Source organism: Enterococcus infantis, assembly GCF_049166715.1.
In the GTDB taxonomy this organism is placed as follows: domain Bacteria; phylum Bacillota; class Bacilli; order Lactobacillales; family Enterococcaceae; genus Enterococcus_C; species Enterococcus_C leclercqii.
Map to the genome: position 1 here is coordinate 200,722 of NZ_JBMHFB010000004.1, position 22,916 is coordinate 223,637.

17 protein-coding genes are annotated in these 22,916 nt (G+C 43.3%); 12 read left to right on the forward strand and 5 right to left on the reverse strand.

Going from position 1 to position 22,916, the window contains the following annotated elements; translation table 11 throughout:
* Nucleotides 1–31: 31 nt before the first annotated feature.
* The 3 genes from ACOMA8_RS06280 to ACOMA8_RS06290 all read right to left on the reverse strand — a co-directional run bounded on the left by ACOMA8_RS06280 (nt 32) and on the right by ACOMA8_RS06290 (nt 1,945).
* Nucleotides 32–289, reverse strand: coding sequence for a hypothetical protein (locus tag ACOMA8_RS06280; protein WP_161900669.1), 258 nt, complete (start codon nt 287–289; stop codon nt 32–34).
* Nucleotides 290–483: 194 nt separating this feature from the next.
* Entirely contained in the window at nt 484–912 is a 429-nt protein-coding gene (locus ACOMA8_RS06285) for a hypothetical protein (protein ID WP_161900668.1), read from the reverse strand.
* A 511-nt stretch (nt 913–1,423) separates the two neighbouring features.
* A complete protein-coding gene (locus ACOMA8_RS06290) occupies nt 1,424–1,945 on the reverse strand; it encodes a DUF308 domain-containing protein (protein ID WP_161900667.1) in 522 nt (173 codons plus the stop codon).
* A gap of 172 nt (nt 1,946–2,117) precedes the next feature.
* Between ACOMA8_RS06290 and ACOMA8_RS06295 the strand changes: the two genes are divergently transcribed.
* Nucleotides 2,118–2,603 (forward strand): hypothetical protein, encoded by a 486-nt coding sequence (locus ACOMA8_RS06295; protein ID WP_421369396.1) that lies wholly within the window; start codon nt 2,118–2,120, stop codon nt 2,601–2,603.
* A 499-nt stretch (nt 2,604–3,102) separates the two neighbouring features.
* A complete protein-coding gene (locus tag ACOMA8_RS06300) occupies nt 3,103–3,549 on the forward strand; it encodes an NUDIX domain-containing protein (protein WP_421369398.1) in 447 nt (148 codons plus the stop codon).
* Between the two features lie 192 nt (nt 3,550–3,741).
* Here the strand turns inward: ACOMA8_RS06300 and ACOMA8_RS06305 are convergent, their stop codons facing one another.
* Nucleotides 3,742–4,338: a nitroreductase family protein gene (locus ACOMA8_RS06305; RefSeq protein WP_161900664.1), complete on the reverse strand. Its 597-nt coding sequence runs from the start codon at nt 4,336–4,338 to the stop codon at nt 3,742–3,744.
* 386 nt (nt 4,339–4,724) lie between these two features.
* Here ACOMA8_RS06305 and lepB point away from each other — a divergent pair, with 386 nt between their 5' ends.
* The 7 genes from lepB (at nt 4,725) to ACOMA8_RS06340 (ending at nt 18,020) form a co-directional block, all read left to right on the forward strand.
* Nucleotides 4,725–5,267 carry a signal peptidase I gene (gene lepB, locus ACOMA8_RS06310; protein WP_161900663.1) on the forward strand — a complete coding sequence of 181 codons (543 nt, stop codon included), beginning with the start codon at nt 4,725–4,727 and terminating at the stop codon, nt 5,265–5,267.
* 246 nt (nt 5,268–5,513) lie between these two features.
* Nucleotides 5,514–9,155 carry a PD-(D/E)XK nuclease family protein gene (locus tag ACOMA8_RS06315; protein ID WP_421369400.1) on the forward strand — a complete coding sequence of 1,214 codons (3,642 nt, stop codon included), beginning with the start codon at nt 5,514–5,516 and terminating at the stop codon, nt 9,153–9,155.
* Nucleotides 9,136–13,038 carry a helicase-exonuclease AddAB subunit AddA gene (addA, locus tag ACOMA8_RS06320; protein ID WP_421369402.1) on the forward strand — a complete coding sequence of 1,301 codons (3,903 nt, stop codon included), beginning with the start codon at nt 9,136–9,138 and terminating at the stop codon, nt 13,036–13,038. Before ACOMA8_RS06315 ends, addA begins: the two co-directional genes overlap by 20 nt.
* Nucleotides 13,039–13,294: 256 nt before the next feature.
* On the forward strand, nt 13,295–13,618 hold the full coding sequence (locus ACOMA8_RS06325; protein WP_161900660.1) for a winged helix-turn-helix transcriptional regulator: 324 nt from the start codon (nt 13,295–13,297) through the stop codon (nt 13,616–13,618).
* 397 nt (nt 13,619–14,015) lie between these two features.
* Nucleotides 14,016–15,059, forward strand: a complete 1,044-nt coding sequence (gene pheS, locus ACOMA8_RS06330; protein WP_161900659.1) for a phenylalanine--tRNA ligase subunit alpha — start codon at nt 14,016–14,018, stop codon at nt 15,057–15,059.
* Between the two features lie 4 nt (nt 15,060–15,063).
* Nucleotides 15,064–17,481, forward strand: coding sequence for a phenylalanine--tRNA ligase subunit beta (gene pheT, locus ACOMA8_RS06335; protein WP_421369405.1), 2,418 nt, complete (start codon nt 15,064–15,066; stop codon nt 17,479–17,481).
* An 83-nt stretch (nt 17,482–17,564) separates the two neighbouring features.
* Complete coding sequence (locus ACOMA8_RS06340; protein WP_421369407.1) at nt 17,565–18,020, forward strand: GNAT family N-acetyltransferase; 456 nt, start codon at nt 17,565–17,567, stop codon at nt 18,018–18,020.
* Nucleotides 18,021–18,312: 292 nt separating this feature from the next.
* On the opposite strand, the gene glmS is transcribed toward ACOMA8_RS06340, so the two are convergent.
* Nucleotides 18,313–20,124, reverse strand: coding sequence for a glutamine--fructose-6-phosphate transaminase (isomerizing) (gene glmS / locus ACOMA8_RS06345; protein ID WP_161900656.1), 1,812 nt, complete (start codon nt 20,122–20,124; stop codon nt 18,313–18,315).
* A gap of 554 nt (nt 20,125–20,678) precedes the next feature.
* On the opposite strand from glmS, the gene ACOMA8_RS06350 reads away from it, so the two are divergent.
* The 3 genes from ACOMA8_RS06350 to ACOMA8_RS06360 are packed head-to-tail and all read left to right on the forward strand — an operon-like array spanning nt 20,679 to nt 22,788.
* On the forward strand, nt 20,679–20,969 hold the full coding sequence (locus tag ACOMA8_RS06350) for a hypothetical protein (RefSeq protein WP_161900655.1): 291 nt from the start codon (nt 20,679–20,681) through the stop codon (nt 20,967–20,969).
* 36 nt (nt 20,970–21,005) lie between these two features.
* Entirely contained in the window at nt 21,006–22,043 is a 1,038-nt protein-coding gene (gene sppA, locus ACOMA8_RS06355) for a signal peptide peptidase SppA (protein WP_161900654.1), read from the forward strand.
* Between the two features lies 1 nt (nt 22,044).
* The gene (locus tag ACOMA8_RS06360) at nt 22,045–22,788 is read left to right on the forward strand and encodes an RDD family protein (RefSeq protein ID WP_421369410.1); all 744 of its coding nucleotides are present in this window, start codon (nt 22,045–22,047) and stop codon (nt 22,786–22,788) included.
* Nucleotides 22,789–22,916 lie beyond the last annotated feature (128 nt).

Here is a 22,916-nt window from a genome sequence, read left to right on the forward strand (position 1 = left end):
GTCTTTTGACAGCCGGTTTTTTTGAGATAAATTATTTGTTTTCTTTACCGAAGAGATCCTTGATTTTGTCTACGATTCCATCCGCATTTGCGGCATCTTTTGCGTCACCAAATGTCTGCTTTGCTTTTTCGGAAAACTCGTCAGGATTAAAGTTTGTGATCATATCCTTGGCTTTTTCTGCAAAATCACCGAGTTCATCCTTATGCGCTTCTACAAACTTCTGGGCAGTTTCGATGTTGCCTTCACCGATCAGGTCTTTTACCTTTTGAATCAATTCATCTTTGTTCATTTTTGCTTCCTCCTTCAGAGTATCTGAAAAATTTCCCCGACAAAAAGTCGAAAGATTGCAATGTAACGCAATTAAAGTGTAGCACGAGGCTCTTTTTTCGGAAAGCAAAACGCCCGGACAAAAGATGCAAATGAAGGCCATGCCGGTCGCATGGATTTTGGAGCTGGCACAAAAAAACTGACGGGAGTAACCAGTCAGTTTCCGATAAAAGCTTGATTGAGGAACTTTGTCTTAGGTAGAAAGGCCCGGTCCAGTTTTTCTAAGCGACGATCAATTCGACTGGCAATTGGGTCATGACGCAACTTGCGGTAAGCAAAGAGCAAAACGCAACGCTCCTTGTCCGGACGGTTTTGGCGACGATATAAGTTGGCGATTCGTTCAACATATTCATAGTGAGTATAGTCAGAGAGCTCACACAAATACAAAAGCAAATCCTCTGCTTTATCCAACTCTTCGATTGCGTAATAATTCAAGGCTTCCCGATAGAGCTTAATCTCGAAATTTTCATTTTGTGGGAGTGCTTTTCTGCGCATCCATTCTTTAACCGAAATTTTTTCGATGACATTGCCTTCATGGTCACGAATTAAAATGACTGGCAATTCTTGTGAGTTTCCAGCGGCCATGGGCACACCAACTTTCTTTTAATATTACACTCAGTATAGCCGGTTCCAAGGGAAAAAACAATGTGTGAAAGTGTAAGATTAAGAAAATGTCAAGTCATACACATGGTATTTTATATCGTTGAGTAAAACAGGCACAAAAAGTGATTATTCAAGCCTTACAGTCAGTTTAAGCTAAGCAAAAAGGGATGAGACAATAGCTGAGTTACCGTCTGCTGAAGTGAACACTACCAAATGTGAGACTCCCAAAGCCGACCATCCTCCTTAAATCATCGGAAGATTGTCGGCTTTTTATTGTTAAAAATGTCAAATGCTGACTGTCCATGATGAAATCAAGCGAAATCAGCCTCATTCACTTTTTCTCTTTCCAGGTATGGGAATGTTCTCTCTTCGAACTAAGATATAAAGAGTGTCACCAATTTTCCTCATCCGCACATTTTTATTCATTGTGGTTAGACATACGCTATTTAGGGATATTACTTATGTCACATTCCCATTTGAAAAACAGCAAGTACTACATATTTTTTTGTTGAAAATAGCTGATGATTGCTGCAATGGCAGTAGCAACTAAAATTCCACCAAAAATACGGAACATCAATAATACACTTTCAAAAGGATTGAAAACGAGTAAGGCACCGGCAGCCATTAATAAAATACTGAAGACCAGCCAACCGATGCGAGCAGATCCTTGGCGATGAAGTTGAATCTCTTGTAACAATTGTCGAATTCCGCCAATAAGTACGAACAGGCCCAAAAGTAATGGAATAAAAGACACAATTGGTTTGGCTAAAACTATGACAGCTAAAGCAGCCAATAGCAGAAAAATTCCTGAAGCATAGGCACCGGCAAAAGCAGCTTTTTCTCTGATAACTGTATACAGGTTCAAGATTCCCATAAATGCGAAATAGACGGCGATGATATAAACGATTCCATTGAAGATCATCCCCGGCTTCCAAAGTACGATTATTCCCAATAGGCCAAGTACGACCCCACGCAGCAGGTCGTATTGTGCCATTTTTTTCATAAAATTATCCATAGTGATTCCTCCAGATGTTCCAACTTTGTGTCTTTATTGTAGCGGATAGGCAGTTAAATTTGAATCCATAAGCTTTTGATAGTCTAAAAACGCTCCTTGGTAGGCAATGGTTGTCAAATTAAGAGGGATACAGTATCTTTGAAGGAGAAGCAATCAAAAGGAGGGATGGCCCATGAGCGGATTTACTTTGTTGTTAGTGGTGATGCTGGTGGTTTTGTACCTCTATCTTTTATTAGTTCGACGAGACATTGTGTTTATCTCAAAGCGGCGAAGCACATTTGTCACTGCCGTTCCTTTTTTGGCAGTTGGTGCACTGCTGCTGTCTTTGAGCGATGCTAAAACGCTGGAAGATCAGGTGCGAGGAGTGGTAGCCGCATTCTTTATTTTGAGTTTCTTGTTTGACTCCAGAGGCCTCGCAAAGGATCGTATTGTCAGTAATGCCATGGATCTTAGAGGGATTCCCTATGAGGAAGTTGGCCGAGTCGTGCTGCTTTTCAGTGGGGACAAAACTAAAATGAATTTTTTTCGTTTAGGTATGCGGGGCCCATTGCTGATTTTTGAGGCGCCGGTTGAAGAGGTTGTCTTATTTTTGACAGAACATCTGCCAAAAGGAACGCCTATTGATGTTCTTTTGGAACAACACCCTGACGATCATTAACTTAGAAAAGATACATGAGCAATCGATAAAAGAACCTCTGCGGATTTTTTTTAAAGAGGTTCTTTTTTATTGGAATTTGTTGTTTTACGATGTAATTTTACTGCTTTAGACATCAAATGACTTTAAATGTCTGCAACTATTTAAGCTTTTGTCTAACGCGTATATAATATAAAACAATTTTTGCTTTTTGAATGACTAGTATTGATATGTTGGAATACTACAACATATCGAATAACATGCAAAGGTTGACTAGGAGTAACGATTAATCAAGATAATGTAAATAGATAAGAGAAGATGATTCCGGAATGTGTATGCGCTTACTGTTTCTGGTGATATAATTAACCCACTGCATTCAGTTATAAAAATCTGAGGAAGCGTTTTGTGAGAATTACATACCCACTCTTGTTTTTATTAAAGCTGATGGTACTTTTGATGCGTTAAATGTAGATATTTTTGAAACGTAAATTATTAAAAAATTGTATCGATAGGTGGGGTAAGAATGTTTACCAAAAATAATGGCTTTGAATTTCTTGATTTTCTTGTTGTAAAAGAGGTTGAAATGTTTGAATATCACCGGCTGGCTGGTTCCTATGCAGTAATAAAGTCCGAATGTAAATATCTCTTATGCTACAATACGTTAAGAGAGCAATGGGAATTGCCAGCGGGTCACAGAGAGGAGGATGAAACGCCCAGGGAATGTGCAATCAGAGAGCTTTACGAAGAAACTGGTCAACGGATTTCTAATTTAGAATTCAAAGGCTTATTAAAGTCAAAGAACCTAATGAATGGCGAAATTAAATATAATCCTGTTTATTTTGGTACGCTTTTAGAACTTCAGCCGTTTATGGAAAATAGTGAAACCTCTGAAATTCAACTGTGGGATTTAAAGAAGAATATCGGCTATATAGATGCAGTGGATCTTAAGTTATTTGATTATGTGGATTAAATTAGTTGGAGTATCCCTCTAACGGATGCAATTGTTGCAGTTTAAAAGTTTGATTTCTCGATGAGATACTAAGGAAAATCAGTTCTTTTTATAGTACTGTATGACAAAAAACCATGAAGTGACGAGAAATCGTTCACTTCATGGTTTTTTGCTATTATTTCAAAAATATTCCAGCTCAGAATAAATCAGTAATTAGCGAATAACGCGGAAACGATCTTCTTCTGGCATAAATTCTTTTTCAGCAGCTTCAGCTTCTTTAGAACCGAATACCAACTGTGAACGAAGCTTCCAGTTTGCAGGAATATCCCACTCTTTGGCAACAGCTTCATCGATTACTGGGTTATAGTGTTGCAAGTTAGCGCCTAAGCCAGCGTCTTCCAATGCAACCCAAGCGTTAGCAGTTGCGATACCATTAGATTGTTCAGACCAATCTGGGAAATTGTCGGCATACAAAGCAAATTGTTCTTGCAGAGTTTTAATAGTGTCGGTGTGTTTGAAGAATAAAACAGTACCCAAACCAGCTTTAAAGCCAGCCAGTTTAGCTTGTGTACCAGGGAATGCTTCTGCCGGTGTCAATGGTTTCAAAGCTGCTTCAGTCAGTTCCCACAATTTTTCATGGGCTTCACCAAACAATACGACAACCCGTGGTGATTGGGCATTAAAAGCTGTTGGGCTATATTTAACAGCGTCTTTGATCAAGTTTTCAATTTCTGTTTCTGAAATTTCAACGTTCCGACCCAAAGCGTAGATGGAACGGCGGTTTTTGATTGCATCCATAAATTCTGTCATAGTATAAAAACTCCCTTTTTTTGTTTTTTCTTTGCTACAAGAGTGAGTATATATGCTAACCAAAAGTAAGTAAAATAATTTGCTCAAGTTTTTGAAAGAAATTTGAATGAGGAGATTTCCAAAGGACAAACCAAGAGCTTTAATTATTACCTAACAGCTAGACTCCTCCTATAAAAAGGGAAAACTATTTCACAAACATGATTAATCGATGCCCCTGTCTTCTTCGATAATCCATAAATTTTTCTCGCTTTTATCAAGGGTAGTAAGGAAGTGTTAAAACTACTTCTCGAAATCTTGGTACTCCGCTGAATGCTAATTTTTTGCCCCTTGTTTTCCCTGTGGTACACTTGAATCAGAAGCAGTTTATCAGAAAGGAAGCGGCGCATATGAAAAAAGAATGGCTGAGAACAGCTCTATACTTAGCAGCTTTATTTGCTGTTTTGTGGTTGCTGCGCCACTTTGTTTTTACTCCGGTGATTGTGAAGGGGGATTCGATGGACCCGACTTTGCAGGATGGTGAACGGGTGATTGCGCTACTAAATACCGATGTCAAACGGTTTGACATTGTGACTTTTCCCGCGCCGGATGAAGAGGGGAAAAATTATATTAAACGAGTGATCGGTTTGCCGGGAGAAGTAGTAGAATATCGGGAAGGTGTTTTGTACATTGATGGGAAAAAGATCATAGAACCTTATCTTGATCGTTATGAAAAACAGGTGACAGATGGATTACCGTTGACGTTGGGTCCACATCAAGAAACCTCGTTTTCTTTCGGTAAACTCTCGGAAGGCGAGATCTTGGTTATGGGGGACAATCGGCGGATTTCAAAAGACTCTCGCTCGATTGGGTTTATCAAGGAAAAAGATATTGTAGGAGATGTAAAGTTTATCTTCTGGCCTTTACAGCAGTTCGGTTTTATCAAAGAGTGACGGTGAAAAGGCAACAATCAGCCTAAATAAATAAGAAAATACGAAAGAACCAGCAGTGTTTTACTGCTGGTTCTTTCGTATTTATTTGCTTTGTTGAGGAGGCGTATAGTTTTTGGCTAGTTATTTTCAAGAGTAACTATTATAGAAAAAGAATTGCGTTGTCTTTGGTCTTCTGGCATGGACGACGAATGATAAAAACAGGTATACTGTCTGTGATACCCACTATAGCAAAAGGGGGCTTTTTGAATGGGTCTGGGTTTTATTTTAGGACATGGCAATTGTGACCATCAAACAAGGGTTGTCGATGAAGCATTGGCATGGCGCAGCAAGTCTGCTGGCCGCAAAGTGTTTTTTCTGGTGCCTAATTTCAATAAATTTATGCAAGAGCAAGAACTCCTGCAGGCAGTAAAGCAACGTAGCGGCATAGTGGATTTCAGTACGATTGATATTCAAGTCTTCAGTTTTTATCGACTAGCGTGGTACTTTTTACAACAAACAGGTGCATTGTCTGAAAATACGATCAGTGATGTGGGCAGCGGTATGTTGCTGCGAAAAACTTTGTCTGAAATGGAAGAAGAGTTGACAGTTTTCAAAAGTGAAATCCGCAAAAAGGGCTTTATCCGCCAACTGCTGGATTTAAATACGGAGCTTGCTGCGGGCAATCTGACACCAGCTGAGCTTTTATCCACGCCGAAAGACGAGTTTTTAACACAGCTTTCTGATGCAGAGGCCGTAAAATGGCAGGATCAACAAGAAAAGCTGGCAGAAATTGCTAAGATTCTCGATCGCTATCAAAACGCGCTGGTTTTGCGCCAACTGCAGACGGAAGATCCTCTTGTACTATTAACAGACTTTTTAAAGGGTCAATGGGAAGGCAAAATAGTTGAGGCCCCGGATCTGACAGATACGCTGTTTGTTGCCTACGGGTTTGAAGAACTTTACGCGAAAGAGCTGCAATTGTTGCAAGTTTTGGCAGAAAAAGCTGAACTGACTGTTGCGTTGATGTTGGACCGGCAATACACTACGGAAAAGCCAGCACAGCTGGATCTTTTCTATAGTACGGGTAAAATCTTCTATCAATTGACCCAGGCTGCTCGTTTGGCTGGAGAAACCGTGCGGGTATTGGAACCGGCGCAAGATTGTACCCGGTATCCCAATTTAGAGGAGTTGGAAGGTTTTTGGCGCCTGACGCAAAATCAGGGACGTTATCAACCAGCTTTTGATTTGTCTGAACAAGTTCATCTTTGGAAGACCGTTACTCCTGAAGAGGAACTGCGCCAGATTGCTGCGGAAATCCGGCGCCTCTTGGTAGCTGATCCCACACTGCGTTTGAAAGATATTCAACTGGTGACAAATGATCTGGAAACCTATGGCCAGTTGATTCCGCATATTTTTCAAGAAGCCGATTTGCCTTTATACATCGATCAAAAAGCGACGATGGAACAACATCCTCTTGTCGAGTTTTTGCGGGCGCTGCTGGAGTTGGAAACCTATCATTTCAGACTAGAAGACATCTTACGTCTACTAAAGAGTGAACTTATCTTGCCCGCTGTGTACTTAGAGCCCTCAGCAGAAACAGCAAAAGGAAGTGTTTCTGAAAAGGAAGATTTTCGAGTGACACGTCGCCAACAGGCCGTTGCTGTTTTTCGTCGAGATGTCGATCTGACAGAAAATCTGGCATTAAAGAATAATCTACAAGGGTATCAATGGTTGGCCAAAGAGGACTGGCCAGTGGTTGAATACGATTTTGAAAATCAAGAACGGTTAGAAAGCGGACCTTTGACAATTCGTTCCAATCGGTTGCGGCGTAGTTTCCGCGATCTAGTCGGCAGTTTTTTTAAAAAATTGAGAGCTTCAGCAGATGGACGTACGGCAGTGACACATCTCTATCATTTTTTACTTGAAGCAGGGGTGGAAGAAACCTTGCTTTCTTGGCGGGACAAAGAAGTTTCCCAGGGCGCATTGGAGCAAGCGAGAAATCACGAGCAGACTTGGCAAGCGCTTATGACACTCATGGATGAATATGTTCAAATCTATGGAGAAGATCCTTTTGATCTAGAAGTATTCACTGAAGTTTTTACTACCGGGTTGGAAACCTCTGCCTATGGTCGAATACCTGCTGCTATTGATCAGATCCAGGTCAATCAGCTGACCTTAACCAGACCACGGCAATGCCGCATTACTTTTGCTATTGGACTCAATGAGTCTAATTTTCCGCAACAAGGCAGCAACCATAGCCTATTAACTGATGAAGAGCGGGAGCGATTAAACCAGGTTTTACCTGAGGATAAGTTTATCCAGGAAGGAACCGGGGGACAAGCCGCTCGTTCACCACTGATTGCGTATAAACTCTTTTTGTCAGCGACAGATCAACTCTATCTGAGCTATGCCGCTAATCAAGATACGCAGCAAAACATCAAAATGTCACCGTATGTTCGACGTTTTGTTAGTCAGTTGGGACTAGGAATAGACGAGCGGCGATTATTGACACCGCAAGAAACACCTGATCCGTTCGTGGCCAGTTATCGAATGCTGGTGGGACAACTGAACAATCTTTACCGACAGTGTGAAGACGAAAAGATGAATATTCCTTATCTTTGGCAACGCTTGGAGCAGGCTGTAAAAACGTCTCCTGAAAAAGAGGTGGCTTTGCGGGCTTTCTTCGGGCGAAGCCGGCAAAATGTTCCCTTGCCTCTGGACCCAGCATTGGCAGAGACGATTTACGGCAAGGACCTGTATGCGTCAGTTTCTCGCCTGGAAAGTTTTTACGAATGCGAATACCGGTATTTTTCCGAGTATGGCTTGCGTTTGAAGGAGCGGGAATTGTACGGAATTGATACCATGATGACGGGCAGTCTGTTTCACGATGCCTTGGATCGTTTTTTGAAGGCAATCAGTGAATTGTCTGTGGATTTGGCGGAGTTGAGTGACGAAAAACGCCAGCTGCTTTTAGAGGAATTATTACAAGAAATCCTTGGCGAAGCCCAGTACAGCGTGTTGGAAAGTACAGCACGGATGCGGTATCTGCGCTATCGTTTAGGAAAAACAGTTGAAAAAGTCACTTGGGCGTTGCACAAACAATCACAAAAGACCCGTTTATATCCAGTGAAAACAGAAGTTCTCTTTGGTCAGATTGCTGGCAAAAAAGGGATCCCTGGCATTGAACTACCCTTGGATAATGGCGGTCAACTACGAGTGCGAGGCAAGATTGACCGTGTGGATGTCGCCCAACAAGACGATCAAACTTGGCTGGCAGTTGTTGATTACAAGTCTGGCGACAAGCAGTTTAGCTTGGTGGAAGCGTATTACGGTCTAGCTATGCAGTTGATTACTTACTTGGATGTGGCTTTGATGGATGCCAAAGAATTGGTGGGAACAGAAGCAGTCCGACCAGCAGGTGCCTATTACATGCGGGTCCACGATCCAGTGCTAAGTCCGCAAGAAGCTGAAAATGATCGTTTGTTAGAAAAATTTAAGATGAAAGGCTTCTATTTGAAAGACGGCGAGTTGTACCAACAAATGGATGACTCTCCTGGACCAAAAGAAACCTCGCAATTGTTTCCAATCAATCGAGATGCTAAAGGAATTTTGAAAAATACGCCCCAAACAAAGACTTTTTACACTGAAGCTGAGATTGATACCATGCGGCGATACAATCGGGAGAAGATGAAAAGTGCCGGGGATAAGATTGTTTCCGGAGAGATTGCATTGAATCCTTATCTGACGGCTAGTGGCAAACGGGCTTGTACCTATTGTCCTTTCCGTAGTTTGTGCGGGTTTGATGTGATGCTAAAAGAAAATGACTATCACCGTTTAGTTAGTCAAGACAAAGAGCATCTACTGGATGAAATGAAAGGAGCTGTTGAAGATGACGAAACCAACCAATGACAATTCTCGCCAGCATGATTCGCTGGTAGAGGGGGAGTTGTCAAAGGAGCAAGCCTATCAAACCTCTTTATGGGAGGAAACCAGTCAACAGCCCCAAAAAGCAGATGAGACTGCAAAAGTTGAGACAGGCACAATTTCTGAGCCTAAAAAAAATCCTTACGAAATTCCTTTGAAACCGGATAACGAACAATTTACTGATAAACAGTGGCAGTCGGTTTTTGATGGGGGGGACAATTTACTGGTCTCGGCTTCCGCCGGTTCCGGTAAAACGACGGTCCTGGTTCGACGGGTGATTGAAAAACTGAAAAGCGGCACCGGCATTGATGAATTATTAATCGTAACGTTTACCGAAGCGGCTGCTCGCGAGATGAAAGAACGGATTCAAACGGCCCTCAGTGAATCCCTTGCCAAAGAAAGCGATCCGAAGCTACAAGCCCGCTATGCACGCCAATTAGGGTTGCTGCCCCAGGCCAATATCTCGACACTGCATGCTTTTTGTTTGACTGTCATTCGCCGCTTTTATTTTCTGATTGGGATTGATCCAGTGTTTAGAATGCTGACGGATGAGACGGAGACTCTTCTGTTGAAAGAAGAAGTCTGGGAAGAATTAAGGGAATCCTACTATGCTTCAGAAGATGAGGTCTTTTACCAATTGGTGGAAAATTTCTCCAATGACCGTTCTGATGATGGCTTGACGGATTTGGTTATGCGTCTGTATCTTTTTGCTGTCGCAAGTCCTGACCCGCAAGCGTGGCTAGCGCATTTGACAGATAACTATCAAACTGAACAAGACTTTAGTGAGAACCCACTGTATCAGCAACAAATTAAACCACAACTTGAAGCAACACTGACACTGGCGCAAGCTGAATACGCCAAGGCATTGGACATGGCGCATGCCCAGGATGACTTTGCCAATTATCTGGACAAACTGCAACATGAAATTGCCCAAGCAAAAAATTTGGCAGACGCACTGGCTTCTGATGACACAGAGCGTTTTTATCAACAACTGGTTAGCCTAGATCTCGCTGCTCGCTTGATGCCTAAGCGCAACGAAAATAAAGAACTGTCACAAGAACTTTTGGCACATCGTAAAACGGGTCGGGAGCTGTTAGTTTCACTAAATGAAGTTATGGTGTGTTCGCCAGCAGAAAGTCTGCGTTTGATGGCCTTAGCGCAGCCGTTGGTAGCCAAACTGGCACAATTGACCGGTGATTTCATGAAAAGTTATCGCGGGCGAAAACTGGAAAAAGGGCTGCTGGATTTCAATGATTTGGAACACTACACATTGGCGATCTTAAAAGGCGATGGCGTAACCCCTTCAGTGGCAGGTACTTACTATCGTCAAAAATTCTCTGAGGTGATGGTAGACGAGTATCAGGATGTCAATCAGCTGCAAGAAGCCATCTTGTATCAGGTCCGTCAAATAGACCCGCAAGCCCACCCAAATCGTCGTGGAAATATGTTTATGGTGGGGGATGTCAAGCAATCCATTTATGCGTTTCGTTTAGCTGATCCTACGTTATTCATTGACAAATATCTAGCTTTTGAACAACAGCAGGGTGGACGACGAATCATTTTGGCGGAAAATTTCCGCAGTCGTCATGAAGTGTTGGATTTTACCAATCTGGTTTTCAAGCAATTAATGGATTCGGCAGTGGGGCAGATTCCTTATGACGAGGCGGCGGCACTGATTCCTGCTTTCCCTGCTTTTCCGGAAGTCCCAGGGTTTGAAACGGAGCTGTTGATTTACGAAAAAGGGGACGGAAAAACAGAATCATCAGAATTGGTAGAGAACAAAACCCAAGGGGAGCTGCTTTTGACGGCACTCAAGATTCGGCAGCTGGTGGATGAGGGTTTTTCTATTTATGATAAGAAGAAAAAGGCAATGCGACAGGTAGAATACCAAGATATTGTCCTGTTGACACCAACAAAGACCAATAATGAAGCGATCATCACCGTGTTTCAACAGTTGGATATCCCTTTGGAAATCAGCGATGCGGAAAATTATTTTCAAACCACTGAAATCCAAACCATGATCAGTTTACTGACAATCATTGATAACCCAGATAACGATATTCCATTGGCATCAGTTTTACGTTCGCCAATCGTTGGCCTAACGGAACCAGAATTAGCGATGGTTCGGGCACAGCATCCTCAAGGAAGTTTCTTTGAAGCCGTAACTGACTATGAAACTGTGGGGGAAGCACAGTTGCAAGAGAAGATTGTTGCCTTTAACCAGCAGCTGACAGCGTGGCGAGACTTTTCAAAAACGCGGGAAATTCCTGAACTGTTGTGGCGGATATATGATGACACTGGCTACTTGGATCATGTGGTGGCAATGGCAGCTGGCCGTCAGCGCTATGCCAACTTGATTGCCTTGGTAGAGCGGGCAAAAACTTACGAGCGCTCTAGCTTTAGAGGACTGTATAAGTTCATTCGTATGGTAGAAAAGATGCAAGAAAAGCAAGTCGATCTGGCAAAACCCCTGGCAACTCCCGCTGAAAATGCCGTCAGGGTTATGACGATTCACGGCAGCAAGGGTTTGGAGTTTCCTATCGTATTTGTCTTGGATATGTCACGGGAAATGAGCCAGCAAGATTTTCGCACTCGTTATTTATTTGAAGAAACCCTTGGCGCCGGAATCAAATATTTGGATCCTGAGGCACGGGTAGAATATGAAACTCTTCCTTATCAAGCAGTTTTACAGGTACGTCGTCAAAAAGCCTATTCAGAAGAAATGCGGAAATTGTATGTGGCTTTGACGCGGGCTGAACAAAAGCTTTTTCTAGTCGGTTCTTATAAAAATAAGGAGGAAGCTGGGAAAAAATGGTCGCAGGCTGAAGGGCAAGAAAAGCTGGTGTTAAATCCCGCATTGCGCATGCAGGCCAGCGGTGTCTTGATGAATTGGGTAGGACGAACGTTATGGCGTCATCCCAAAATGACCGACTACTTCTCTGAAGCAGCTGAACGCCGCTTCACGGTGAATGCGCCTGTCGAATTTTCAATAGATTTTCTTGATGAGTCGCAACTTTTGAAGTTGGTCACAGACACACTCAACAAAAAGACTGCGACTCAAGAAAAACCCGCAGCTTTGGAAACCGTTCTCCGCGTAGAAGAATTGCAAGCAAAGGAAAGTCATTTTGAAAAACTGAAACAACGCCTGGATTATCGTTATCCTCATGAAAAAGCCACGATGACCACTAGTTATCAGTCGGTTTCAGAGATCAAACGGCTGTTTGATGATCCTGACAATGCCGATGAGGCTCGTATTGATTGGCAGAGCACTGATCAAGTGGAGAGTCAGCGGCGGTTTCGGTTTACTGGTTCTGAGTTAGCAAAACCAGCCTTTTTAGAAGAAACTGAAATTGAGGGTCGACAGATCGGCTCAGCCACCCACGAATTTTTGCAGCTGTGGCCACTGAAGACAGCGTCGGATCCTCAAGCGTTGCAACACTTTGCCAGTCAGTTGGTTCAGCAGAAAATCATTACCTCACAGCTGGCAGATCACATTGATTTTGAAGGCATTGCCTGGTTTTTGGATTCACCATTGGGGAGGGAACTTCGCAGCCATTCCGCAGCAGTTCACCGGGAGCAGCCTTTTGCGATGCTAAAAGCTGCTTCACAAATTTTTCGAGAGTACGATAATGCAGATGACGAAATGCTGATTCATGGTATCATCGATGGATACTTGGAAACGGCGGACGAAGTTCTTCTTTACGATTTCAAAACGGATTTTGTTTTCAATGGAGACATAGAAGTGATGCGCCAAAGGTATCAGGGACAGTTAAGTCTATACAAACAAGCCTTGGAACAAGCCCTGCAAAAACCGGTTACAAGGACGGTCCTAATCTGGTTGCCGCAGCGAAAGATTATCGATTTATAATTGGTGATCTGCAAGACTACCTTTAGGATGGTGGAGCAATCGTATTTTTCTCATATAGCAGGAAATTATTAAGATTAGTTGTCCGTTACTTACAAAAAATAAGGTTTGTGCTATAATGTGTGAGAAGTAATGGAAGTCGGGCTTTAGAAGTGGCTCTCCTACAGCCGGTCAATGTTGAAAGGCAGTGACCAACAGTTACAGGTTGACCAAACATTTGGTCACCGACAGTCGCAAACACATTATCGAGGTGAAGAACATGGAAGCAGTAAAAACTCAGGAATTCATGCTTTGTCCCAAGTTCGAAAAAGCCTTCTCCATATTGGGAAAAAAATGGAACGGGTTGATTTTGGACGTTCTAGTGGAAGATGGCCCGCAACGATTTGTGGACCTGGCAAAAAAAATTCCGGAAGTCAGTGATCGGGTATTGGTAGAACGCCTTAAAGAGTTGGCCAATGAAGGCATCCTGACAAAAGAACAAAATCTTTATAGTCTGACAGAAAAAGGCATCGATCTTGAAGAAAGCCTGGTCTGCGTGAAGCAGTGGAGTGAAAAATGGATCGATGAATCAGAATGCAGTTGATTTTTTCAGCAGTCTTCTGTAAACTAAGGTCAATTGAATAACCAAAGAGCGCAGATGGAAAAGAGTAATTTGGCTGAGCCGCATAAGGGAGACCTGTCAGAGACTGAGAGCAGGTTGCGGTTTCGAAAAATGAAGTTCACTTCCGGAGCTCGTCACAGACGTCTGATCAAAGCAGGCGGACTATGACCGGTGGCAGTTGTCATCGTTAATCAAAGTGAGTGTGCAGTGAAAGATACTGCAAATTTAGGATGGTAACGCGATCTTTCGTTCCTTTACAGGGGCGGAGGGTCGCTTTTTTATGTTTTTTTCGAGAAACAGCAATCCATCTAAAGATTCACTAATGAGCCTGTCGTCAAACAATGTACCATTGCGGTACCTAAAGAAGAGGAGTGACACCATGTCTCTGAAAGACAAACTAGAAGTATTGAAAAATGAGACCAGTAAAAAGATTCAAGCGGCAGCTGATCTTGCGACGCTGAACCAAATCAGAGTAGAAACGCTGGGGAAAAAAGGTCCTATTACCGAAGTTTTACGGGGAATGAAAGATCTATCCGCTGAGGAACGTCCTAAAGTTGGGGCGTTTGCGAATGAAATCCGTGATTACCTAACAGCAGCTGTTGAAACTAAAAAAACTGAACTGGAACAAGCGGTAATGGACAAAGCATTGGCAGAAGAAGCTATCGATGTGACACTGCCTGGGCGCCAAGTACCTGTTGGAGGGCGCCATGTTTTGACTCAAATTTTGGAAGAAATTGAAGATATTTTTGTAGGCATGGGTTATCAAGTGATCGAAGGCAATGAAGTGGAGTCCGATCATTACAATTTTGAGCGGATGAATCTGCCAAAAGATCATCCTGCCCGGGATATGCAAGATACCTTCTACATCTCTGAAGAAACACTGATTCGTACCCACACTTCGCCAGTTCAAGCGCGTGTGATGGAAAAACATGATTTCAGCAAAGGACCATTGCGCATGATTTCGCCGGGGAAAGTTTTCCGACGCGATACCGATGACGCTACTCACAGCCATCAGTTTCATCAAATTGAAGGCCTTGTCGTTGATAAAAATGTGACTATGGCTGATCTTAAAGGAACCCTTGAAGTCATGATGCAAAAGATGTTCGGAGCTGACCGCAAGATTCGTCTACGTCCCAGCTATTTTCCGTTTACGGAACCTTCTGTTGAAGTGGATGTCAGCTGTTTCAAATGCGGTGGCGCAGGCTGTAACGTTTGTAAATATACCGGTTGGATTGAAATTTTAGGTGCTGGGATGGTCCATCCGGATGTCTTGTCGATGAGCGGAATCGATCCGGAAGAATATTCCGGTTTTGCCTTTGGGATTGGGCCGGATCGGGTAGCAATGCTTCGTTACGGTGTCAACGATATCCGTAGTTTCTATCAAAATGATGTGCGCTTTTTGAGCCAGTTCAAGGGGGAATAACAACATGTTGGTTTCATATAAATGGTTACAGGAATACCTGGACCTTTCAAAAATAACGCCAAAAGAGCTGGGGGACAAAATGTCCGTCACCGGCATTGAAGTTGAAGGTGTGAGCTATCCGTCAGAAGGATTGAAAAAAATCGTAGTTGGGGAAGTCATGGAATGTGTTCCCCATCCGGATTCTGATCACTTGTCCATCTGTCAAGTAGATATCGGTGAAGCAGAGCTCTCTCAGATTGTCTGCGGGGCACCAAATGTCAAAGCCGGCATCAAAGTTATTGTGGCGCTACCAGGCAGTCGTATTGCGGGCAATGTCAAAATTAAAAAAGGCAAGATGCGGGGCGTTGTTTCCAATGGAATGATCTGTTCGTTGCAAGAAATCGGCTATGCTGACAGCGTGATTCCAAAAGAATTTTCAGAAGGAATCCAATATTTACCACAAGACGCGGTTGCCGGAGAAGAAGTTTTCAAATACCTTGAAATGGACGATGCAATCATTGAATTGTCCATTACGCCGAATCGGGCAGATGCCTTGTCTATCCGTGGCGTTGCTTATGAAGTAGGCGCAATTTACAATCAAAAGCCTGTATTTAATGATGAGGTCTTGGTAGAAGCTGACCGGTTGGCAGCAGAAAAAATTGCTGTTCGCGTCGCCGATACTACCGACACACCTGCTTACCAGATTCGTATTATTGAAAATGTCAAAGTGGCAGCAAGTCCACAATGGTTGCAAAACCGTCTGATGAACGAAGGCATTCGACCAATCAATAACGTCGTGGATGTGACCAATTATATTCTGCTGTTGTTCGGACAGCCGTTACATGCTTTTGATTATGACAAGCTGGGTTCCAAAGAAATCTTAGTGCGGCGTGCTGTCGATGCAGAAGAGTTGGTAACATTAGATGGGGAAACCCGCAAGCTGACCTCAGATAATATTGTAATCACCAATGGTTCTGCTCCAGTTGCTTTAGCCGGCACGATGGGGGGCTTGGATTCAGAAATTACGGAAACCACCACGACGGTTGCGTTGGAGGCAGCGTTGTTTGACAGTACTTCGATTCGCAAAACCTCCAAGCAGTTCAATTTGCGAAGTGAGTCGTCTTCACGCTTTGAAAAAGGGATTAATCGCGGGACAATCGGTGAGGCTTGTGAGGCAGCTGCAGCAATGATTGCTTCATTAGCTGGTGGTGAAGTATTGGCCGGCGCGGTAAAAGGCGCAGAACCAGTTGTTGAAAATGCAGTCGTTACAACGACTTTGGCCCACATTAACCGGGCGTTGGGAACTGAACTTACAACGACAGATGTCGACGCAGTGTTTGCTGCATTGGGCTTTGAAGCTTTTGAAGAGCAAGGGACATACACAGTCAGTGTACCGCCACGGCGCTGGGATATTCATATTGAAGCTGATTTGGTAGAAGAAGTCGCTCGTATTTACGGCTATGACAAGTTGCCTTCGACTTTGCCAAGTGGTGAAACCGTTGCGGGAAGTCTAACTGCCCATCAGCAAAAAACTCGTGATTTGCGGAGCTTACTGGAAGGGACTGGGTTGAGTGAAGCAATCAGCTATGCTCTGACAACAGAAGCCAAATCAGAAAGCTTTGCGATGAAAGACAGCAAACTGACTCGTCTGGATTGGCCGATGACGGAAGAGCGAGCTGTCTTACGTTTGAATCTAATCAGTGGTTTGTTGGACGATGTGGCTTATAACATCGCTCGAAAGAATCAAAATGTGGCTTTGTATGAGATTGGTCGTGTCTTTTATCAAGAAAATGATCCTAAAAAAGACCTGCCGCAGGAAGAAAAACACCTGGCTTTTGCAGTTTGTGGCGATGTAATTGTGAAGGATTGGCAGACTAAAGCACAAAAAGTCGACTTCTTTACTGTCAAAGGTATCGTGGAAGCTGTGTTTGTGAAGTTCAAATTGGCAGAACGAATCACTTACGAGGCCAGCCACATGAAAGATCTTCATCCAGGCCGTGCCGCAGATATTTTCTTAGACGGTGAAAAAATCGGCTTTCTCGGTCAAGTACATCCGGCTGTCGCTAAAGCCTACGATGTTCCTGAAACATATGTTGCCGAATTGAATCTGGCCGCGTTATTAACAGCAGAAGTGGCACCACTTGTCTACCAAAACGTTTCAAAATTCCCATCGGTTAGTCGGGATATTGCGATGTTGGTGGCTGAAAAAATCAGCAATCAAGAGATCACCGCAGTTATTGCTAAAGCTGCCGGCAAGTTTTTGACAGATGTCAAACTGTTTGATGTTTATCAAGGAGCAAATATTGAGTCTGGTCAAAAATCAATGGCTTACAGTCTGACTTTTGTTAATCCAGAAGCAACCTTGACAGATGATGAAATCAATCGCGGAATGGAAAAAGTAACCAAGGCGTTGGCTGAGAATTTTGCGGCTGTTATCCGCTAATAATGACGTGAGAAAAGGCACCTGTACCGTTTTTTTGGACAGGTGCTCCTTTTTTATCCAAATTTGGTGAGGAAGTGTAAAGGATGGATATCAAAGAAATGGATGCCGCTTATTTATTGACGGCGCTCAAAAAAATTTTTGCCGAACAACAAGAGTCAGCCATTGGTATTCCGGAAGAAAGCAGTCGTTATTTGACATTAGGAGCATTTGCAGGCGAGGCGCTTGTCGGAGGAATCGTGATAGAAATAAAATATGAAACAGCCCACATTTCACTACTGGCACTGCGCCCAGATTTTCAAAAAGCAGGGATTGGAACGGCGCTTTTAAAAAAAGGAGAAGCAGCAGCTCAAGAAGCGGGGGCTAAAACGGTAACACTGACGACTCGCAGCTACCAAGCACCGGAATTTTATCGTAAGCAAGGCTATGAGTGCTTTGGAAAATTGGCAGATGTTCCCATGACCGGAGTTACCAAATACTATTTTGTAAAACGGTTGGTGGCAAAGGATTCAGAGAAAGTCAGCCCTCACTTGTCAGATTGACATCGCTGTAAAGTAAACGACGAAGATGACAATTAGTGTGTCACTATCCTCCGAAGCGTGCAGGAGTTAACGCAAGCCACAAGTAAAAAGAAGCCATCACCGTTTATTAAAGAACAGCAGTGGCTTCTTTTTTGTGATCGAAAATTTCAAAGGCCGACTAACCTTGATTTTGTTGAGTAGGCTCTTGTGCTGTGCCGATTACTTTTCCTGTAAGCTAGTGTCTTCTTCAAATAGGAAGACACACAGCTTGTCACCGAGTCTTTTTTACTCTTCGCTTCTGAGGTATTGCTGACTACTCCACTGTGACAGATTTTGCCAAGTTCCGCGGTTTGTCTACATCGTAACCCCGTTGCAGTGTGGCGAAATAGGCCAGCAGCTGAGTGGGGATTACGGCCACTAAACTGGTGAGGTAAGGATGAACTTGTGGGAGTAAGATCTGATCACCGACTTTAGCTAATTCCTCTGATGCAATCACCAGTGTTTGAGCACCACGACTTTCGACTTCTTTCAAGTTGCCTCTGGTATGAGGGGCAGTAATCTCTTCGGTGACGATACCAATTACCGGCGTGCCTTCTTCAATCAGTGCAATCGTGCCGTGTTTCAGCTCACCAGCAGCAAAGCCTTCTGCTTGAATATAGGAAATTTCTTTTAGCTTCAAGGCGGCTTCCATTGATACATAATAGTCGCTGCTGCGGCCGATATAAAAGGCGTTGCTCGTGATGCCCAGATAATCTTCGGTCAGTTGGCTCAAAGCAGCTTTTTCGGAAATGACGCTTTCCATGGCAGTTGCAACAATAGATAGTTCACGATAGACATCAAAAACATTGCCGGCCCCAATGTTTTTGCATTGAGCCACTGCTTTTGCCAGAATTGCCAGTACTGCAATTTGGGCAGTATAGGCTTTTGTAGAAGCTACGGCGATTTCTGGCCCGGCATGCAGCAGCAAAGTATAATCGGCTTCCCGGGATAAAGTAGAGCCAGCCACATTGGTAATAGTAAGTGCGGGCCAGCCCAATTGATTGGTTCGTACTAAGACTTGTCGACTATCAGCTGTTTCACCGCTTTGACTCAAATAGATGAAAAATGGTTTTTTTGATAGCAGCGGCATATTGTAACCAAATTCACTGGAGAGGTGAATCTCTACAGGAATCTGGGTCAATTCTTCAAACATTTTTTTTGCTGCCCAACCGGCATTGTTGGAAGTCCCGCAAGCCACGATGTAAATGCGATCGCTTTGGCCGAGGGTGTCCAGCAGTTGCGGATCAATGGCAATTGAGCCATCTGGATTGCGGTATTTTTGTATTAGTCGTCGCATAACGGTGGGTTGTTCATCAATTTCTTTAAGCATGTAATAAGGATAGGTCCCTTTTTCAAGATCCGTTAAATCCAACTGCGCTTCATAGGATTCTCGATAGACCAAATTGCCTTTTTGGTCTTCAATCTGTATCTGATCGGCTGTCACAATCACCAATTCACCATCTTCAATCTCAACGAAATGACTTGTTTGATCGAGCATCGCTAAAGCATCACTGCAGATGACATTGAAACCCTCACCCAACCCAATTAACAGCGGGCTTTTATTTTTCGCTACATAAATAGTTGCGGGGTTTTCTTTGTCCACCAATGCAAAGGCATAGGAACCCTGAATCAGTTGCAAGGCTTTTTTGAAAGCTGTCAGTGTATCGCTGCCTTCCAAATTCATCAAGGCTTCTACCAAATGGACAACGATTTCTGTATCCGTTTGTCCTTGAAATTGATCTGTTGCCAAATAAGTCTGCTGCAATTCGTCAAAGTTTTCAATGACGCCGTTATGAACCAAAATTAGCCGGCCGCTTTGTGAAGTATGGGGATGGGCATTGGCCTCACTAGGCTTGCCGTGAGTCGCCCAGCGTGTATGGCCGATACCAATCGTTCCCGTTATTTCAGGAGTGATCTTGCCGGCTAAGTTTTTAATCCGTCCTTGTGATTTGATCAGGTGAGCAGTAGTATCATCGGCTACAAACAAACCTGCTGAGTCATAACCCCGGTATTCCAACCGTTCCAATCCTGAAAGAATTACTTTCTCTGCTTCTTTTTTTCCTACGATTCCTACGATTCCGCACATAAAAATTGTCCTACTTTCTTCGACTTTAGATTTTATGTGTTTTTATCTGCTAGGCGAAGGTTTTGTTTCGAGTCTTTACAGATCCGTTTTGTCTTCGCCTCAAGAGTGCAGTCCCCGGAGCCATCCGCCGAAATTTCGATAAGCTCACATCCTCGTCACCTGTACAGACAGGTCTGGCGCTATTCCTAATGGTCTATCTCTACTCCTTTTATTTTTTATAAAAACACAGGAGTATTTTACAGTTTTTAAAGAGTGCTTGTCAATGAATTTTAAGTTTTTTTGCTAAATGGTATACTTGGGTTCTGGAATCGTAACGGAGGCAACAACTATTAAAGGAATGGTATAAAAAAGAAAAATCCTGAGGTGAAAAGAATGAAAGCGGATTATTTTTCGGTTTTTGAAGTAGGGGGATTCGTAAATAGAGGCCATCTGTTTTTCGCGAAAAGAAGGGGAGAAAAAGAACTTTTTGGCAAAAACATTCCCACGAAAAAGGTTTTGAGTTATCATCCTATATAGAACCACTTATACATAACTTATAGAATACGGGGGATACTATGGAAAACGAAGTCAAAGTCATGCGCTTCAAGGAATTAAAAGAAGTCGTAGCATCATTAGAAAACGACCCAGCCGTAACTGATGACACAAAGGTCTTTTTAAATACAGGGTGGGACAGCATTCAAGAAATCGAGCCGGGGGCAATCAGCACTGAAAAGGCAAAAATTTTCTGGGTTGAGGACCCGCTGACTAAAGAGCGTTTCCCAGGTTATAGTCTTGAAGAAAATACCGGGAAGTTAGCGGCAACTGGCGACGCGGAAACTGTGATTGTAATCAAAAATCTCTATTGATTAACAGAGCGTAAGAGGCGATAGGAGGAAAAGTGAATGAACAGAAGAAGATGGGTCGCAATAGCTATTGCTGCCGGGTTGTTTATATTTTCAGGGATGACACAAGGCGTGGTGGCTCAGAAGTCCAGCGAAGAAGAAACAGAGACTACTATAAAAGGATTAAACCAATGGCTATACGGGTCCAATCAATTGGAAAAGACTGTCTTACAAGATGGAAAGGAAAATCAGCAGATCTTAAAAGTGAGTGTTGAGGGCACGATTGCCGATACTGGCAGTGGTGGGCTGTTTTCTACAGAAACCTATGACCACCAATTTTTGCTTGAAGAATTGCGCGCGGCTCAAGAAGACGAAACCATCAAAGGCATTTTACTTGAAGTCAATTCACCTGGTGGCGGAGTCTATGAAAGCGCAGAAATTGCCAAAGAGATTGCCAAATTAAAAGAGCTGCAGATTCCAATCTATGTCAGCATGAAACAGATGGCTGCTAGTGGCGGTTACTACATTTCCGCGGCAGCTGACAAAATTTTTGCTACAGATGAAACAGTGACAGGTTCAATTGGTGTCATCATGTCGGGAACCAACTATGCCGGACTTTTTGAAAAATTGGGTATTGAAGACACCACCGTCAAAAGCGGTGCGTTGAAAGATATCGGTTCTTCCAGCCGTAAGCCTACTGCAGAGGACACTGAGGTTTTACAAGCCTATGTAGACAGTGCGTTCAACCGGTTTGTCAATGTAGTGGTTAATGGCCGCGGGATGACCGAAGCTCAAGTCAGAAAATTGGCTGATGGCCGCATTTATGATGGAGCGCAGGCTAAAGAAAATGGGTTGATTGACGAAATTGGCTTCCCAGAAGATGCTTTGGCCGCACTGCAAAAAGACCAGCAGCTACAAGATGCGCAAGTAGTGGAATATGATGTGAATACTACGGGCTTTGCTTCTTCTTGGTTGGGACTGAAACTAGCAGAAGCCCAAGGTCTGAAACAATCCGATACCAACCGGGTACTGCAATTGGTGGAATCATTGGGCACACCGTCTTCACCAAAACCGCTGTATTATTACGGAGGTGAATAAGATGGTTGACGAAAAGAACAAGGAGTTGTCAGAAATAACCAATGGCCCAACAAGCAATGAGCAAGAGACTGAGAATCATTTCAATTACGAAAAAGATAAGGAAAACATAGCAGCCCCAGAAGAAGCGACTGCTTCGCCAAAAATGGCAGCAGCCTCCAGCAACGGACCGAAAGTCTTTTATAACTCGCAGCAGGCGCGAGTAGAGAAAAAGTTGCAGCCCGCAGAATTAGCACAGTTACAAAAAGAATGGCAGCATTATGAGGTGCCGGAAGAACAAGTTTCAAATCAGTTGCCGGATTATTTCTTTGCCGGTTTTTGGATGCGGCTGTTTGCCTTCACGCTGGATCTATTGTGTATTTCTGCAATCAAAAACAGCTCATTAGGCTTGGTGTATCGTTTGTTGGGTTTGGAGTGGCAGGGCGGTTTCTTAGGTGTGTATAGTTTGGTTGGCATTGCCATCTATCTGGCGTACTTTGCTTTGCTGACCAAGTACAATCACGGACAGACGATTGGGAAAATGGTGTTTGGCCTGAGAGTCGTCTCACTTTCAGGAGAAGAGCTGACTTGGTATCAAGTGTTGGTCCGGGAAATCTGTTGCCGCTTTATCCTGATGAAATTTCCGTTGAATCTAGGGTATCTCCCCGCCGCTTTCACTGCCAAAAAACAGCACGTAGGAGATTATTTTGCCGAAACCAGTGTGGTTACCGTAAATATCATCAAAGCCTTCAATAAAGAGCTCGCTTGAGTAATTGAAACAACGCAAAGCAGTACCAAAACCTGGTATTGGCAAGCTTTTTTAAGAACTTGTGCCATTCATTTAACAAATAGCAGGCAATGAAAAGTAAGAAAAGGAACGTCAAAATTAGTACAAAG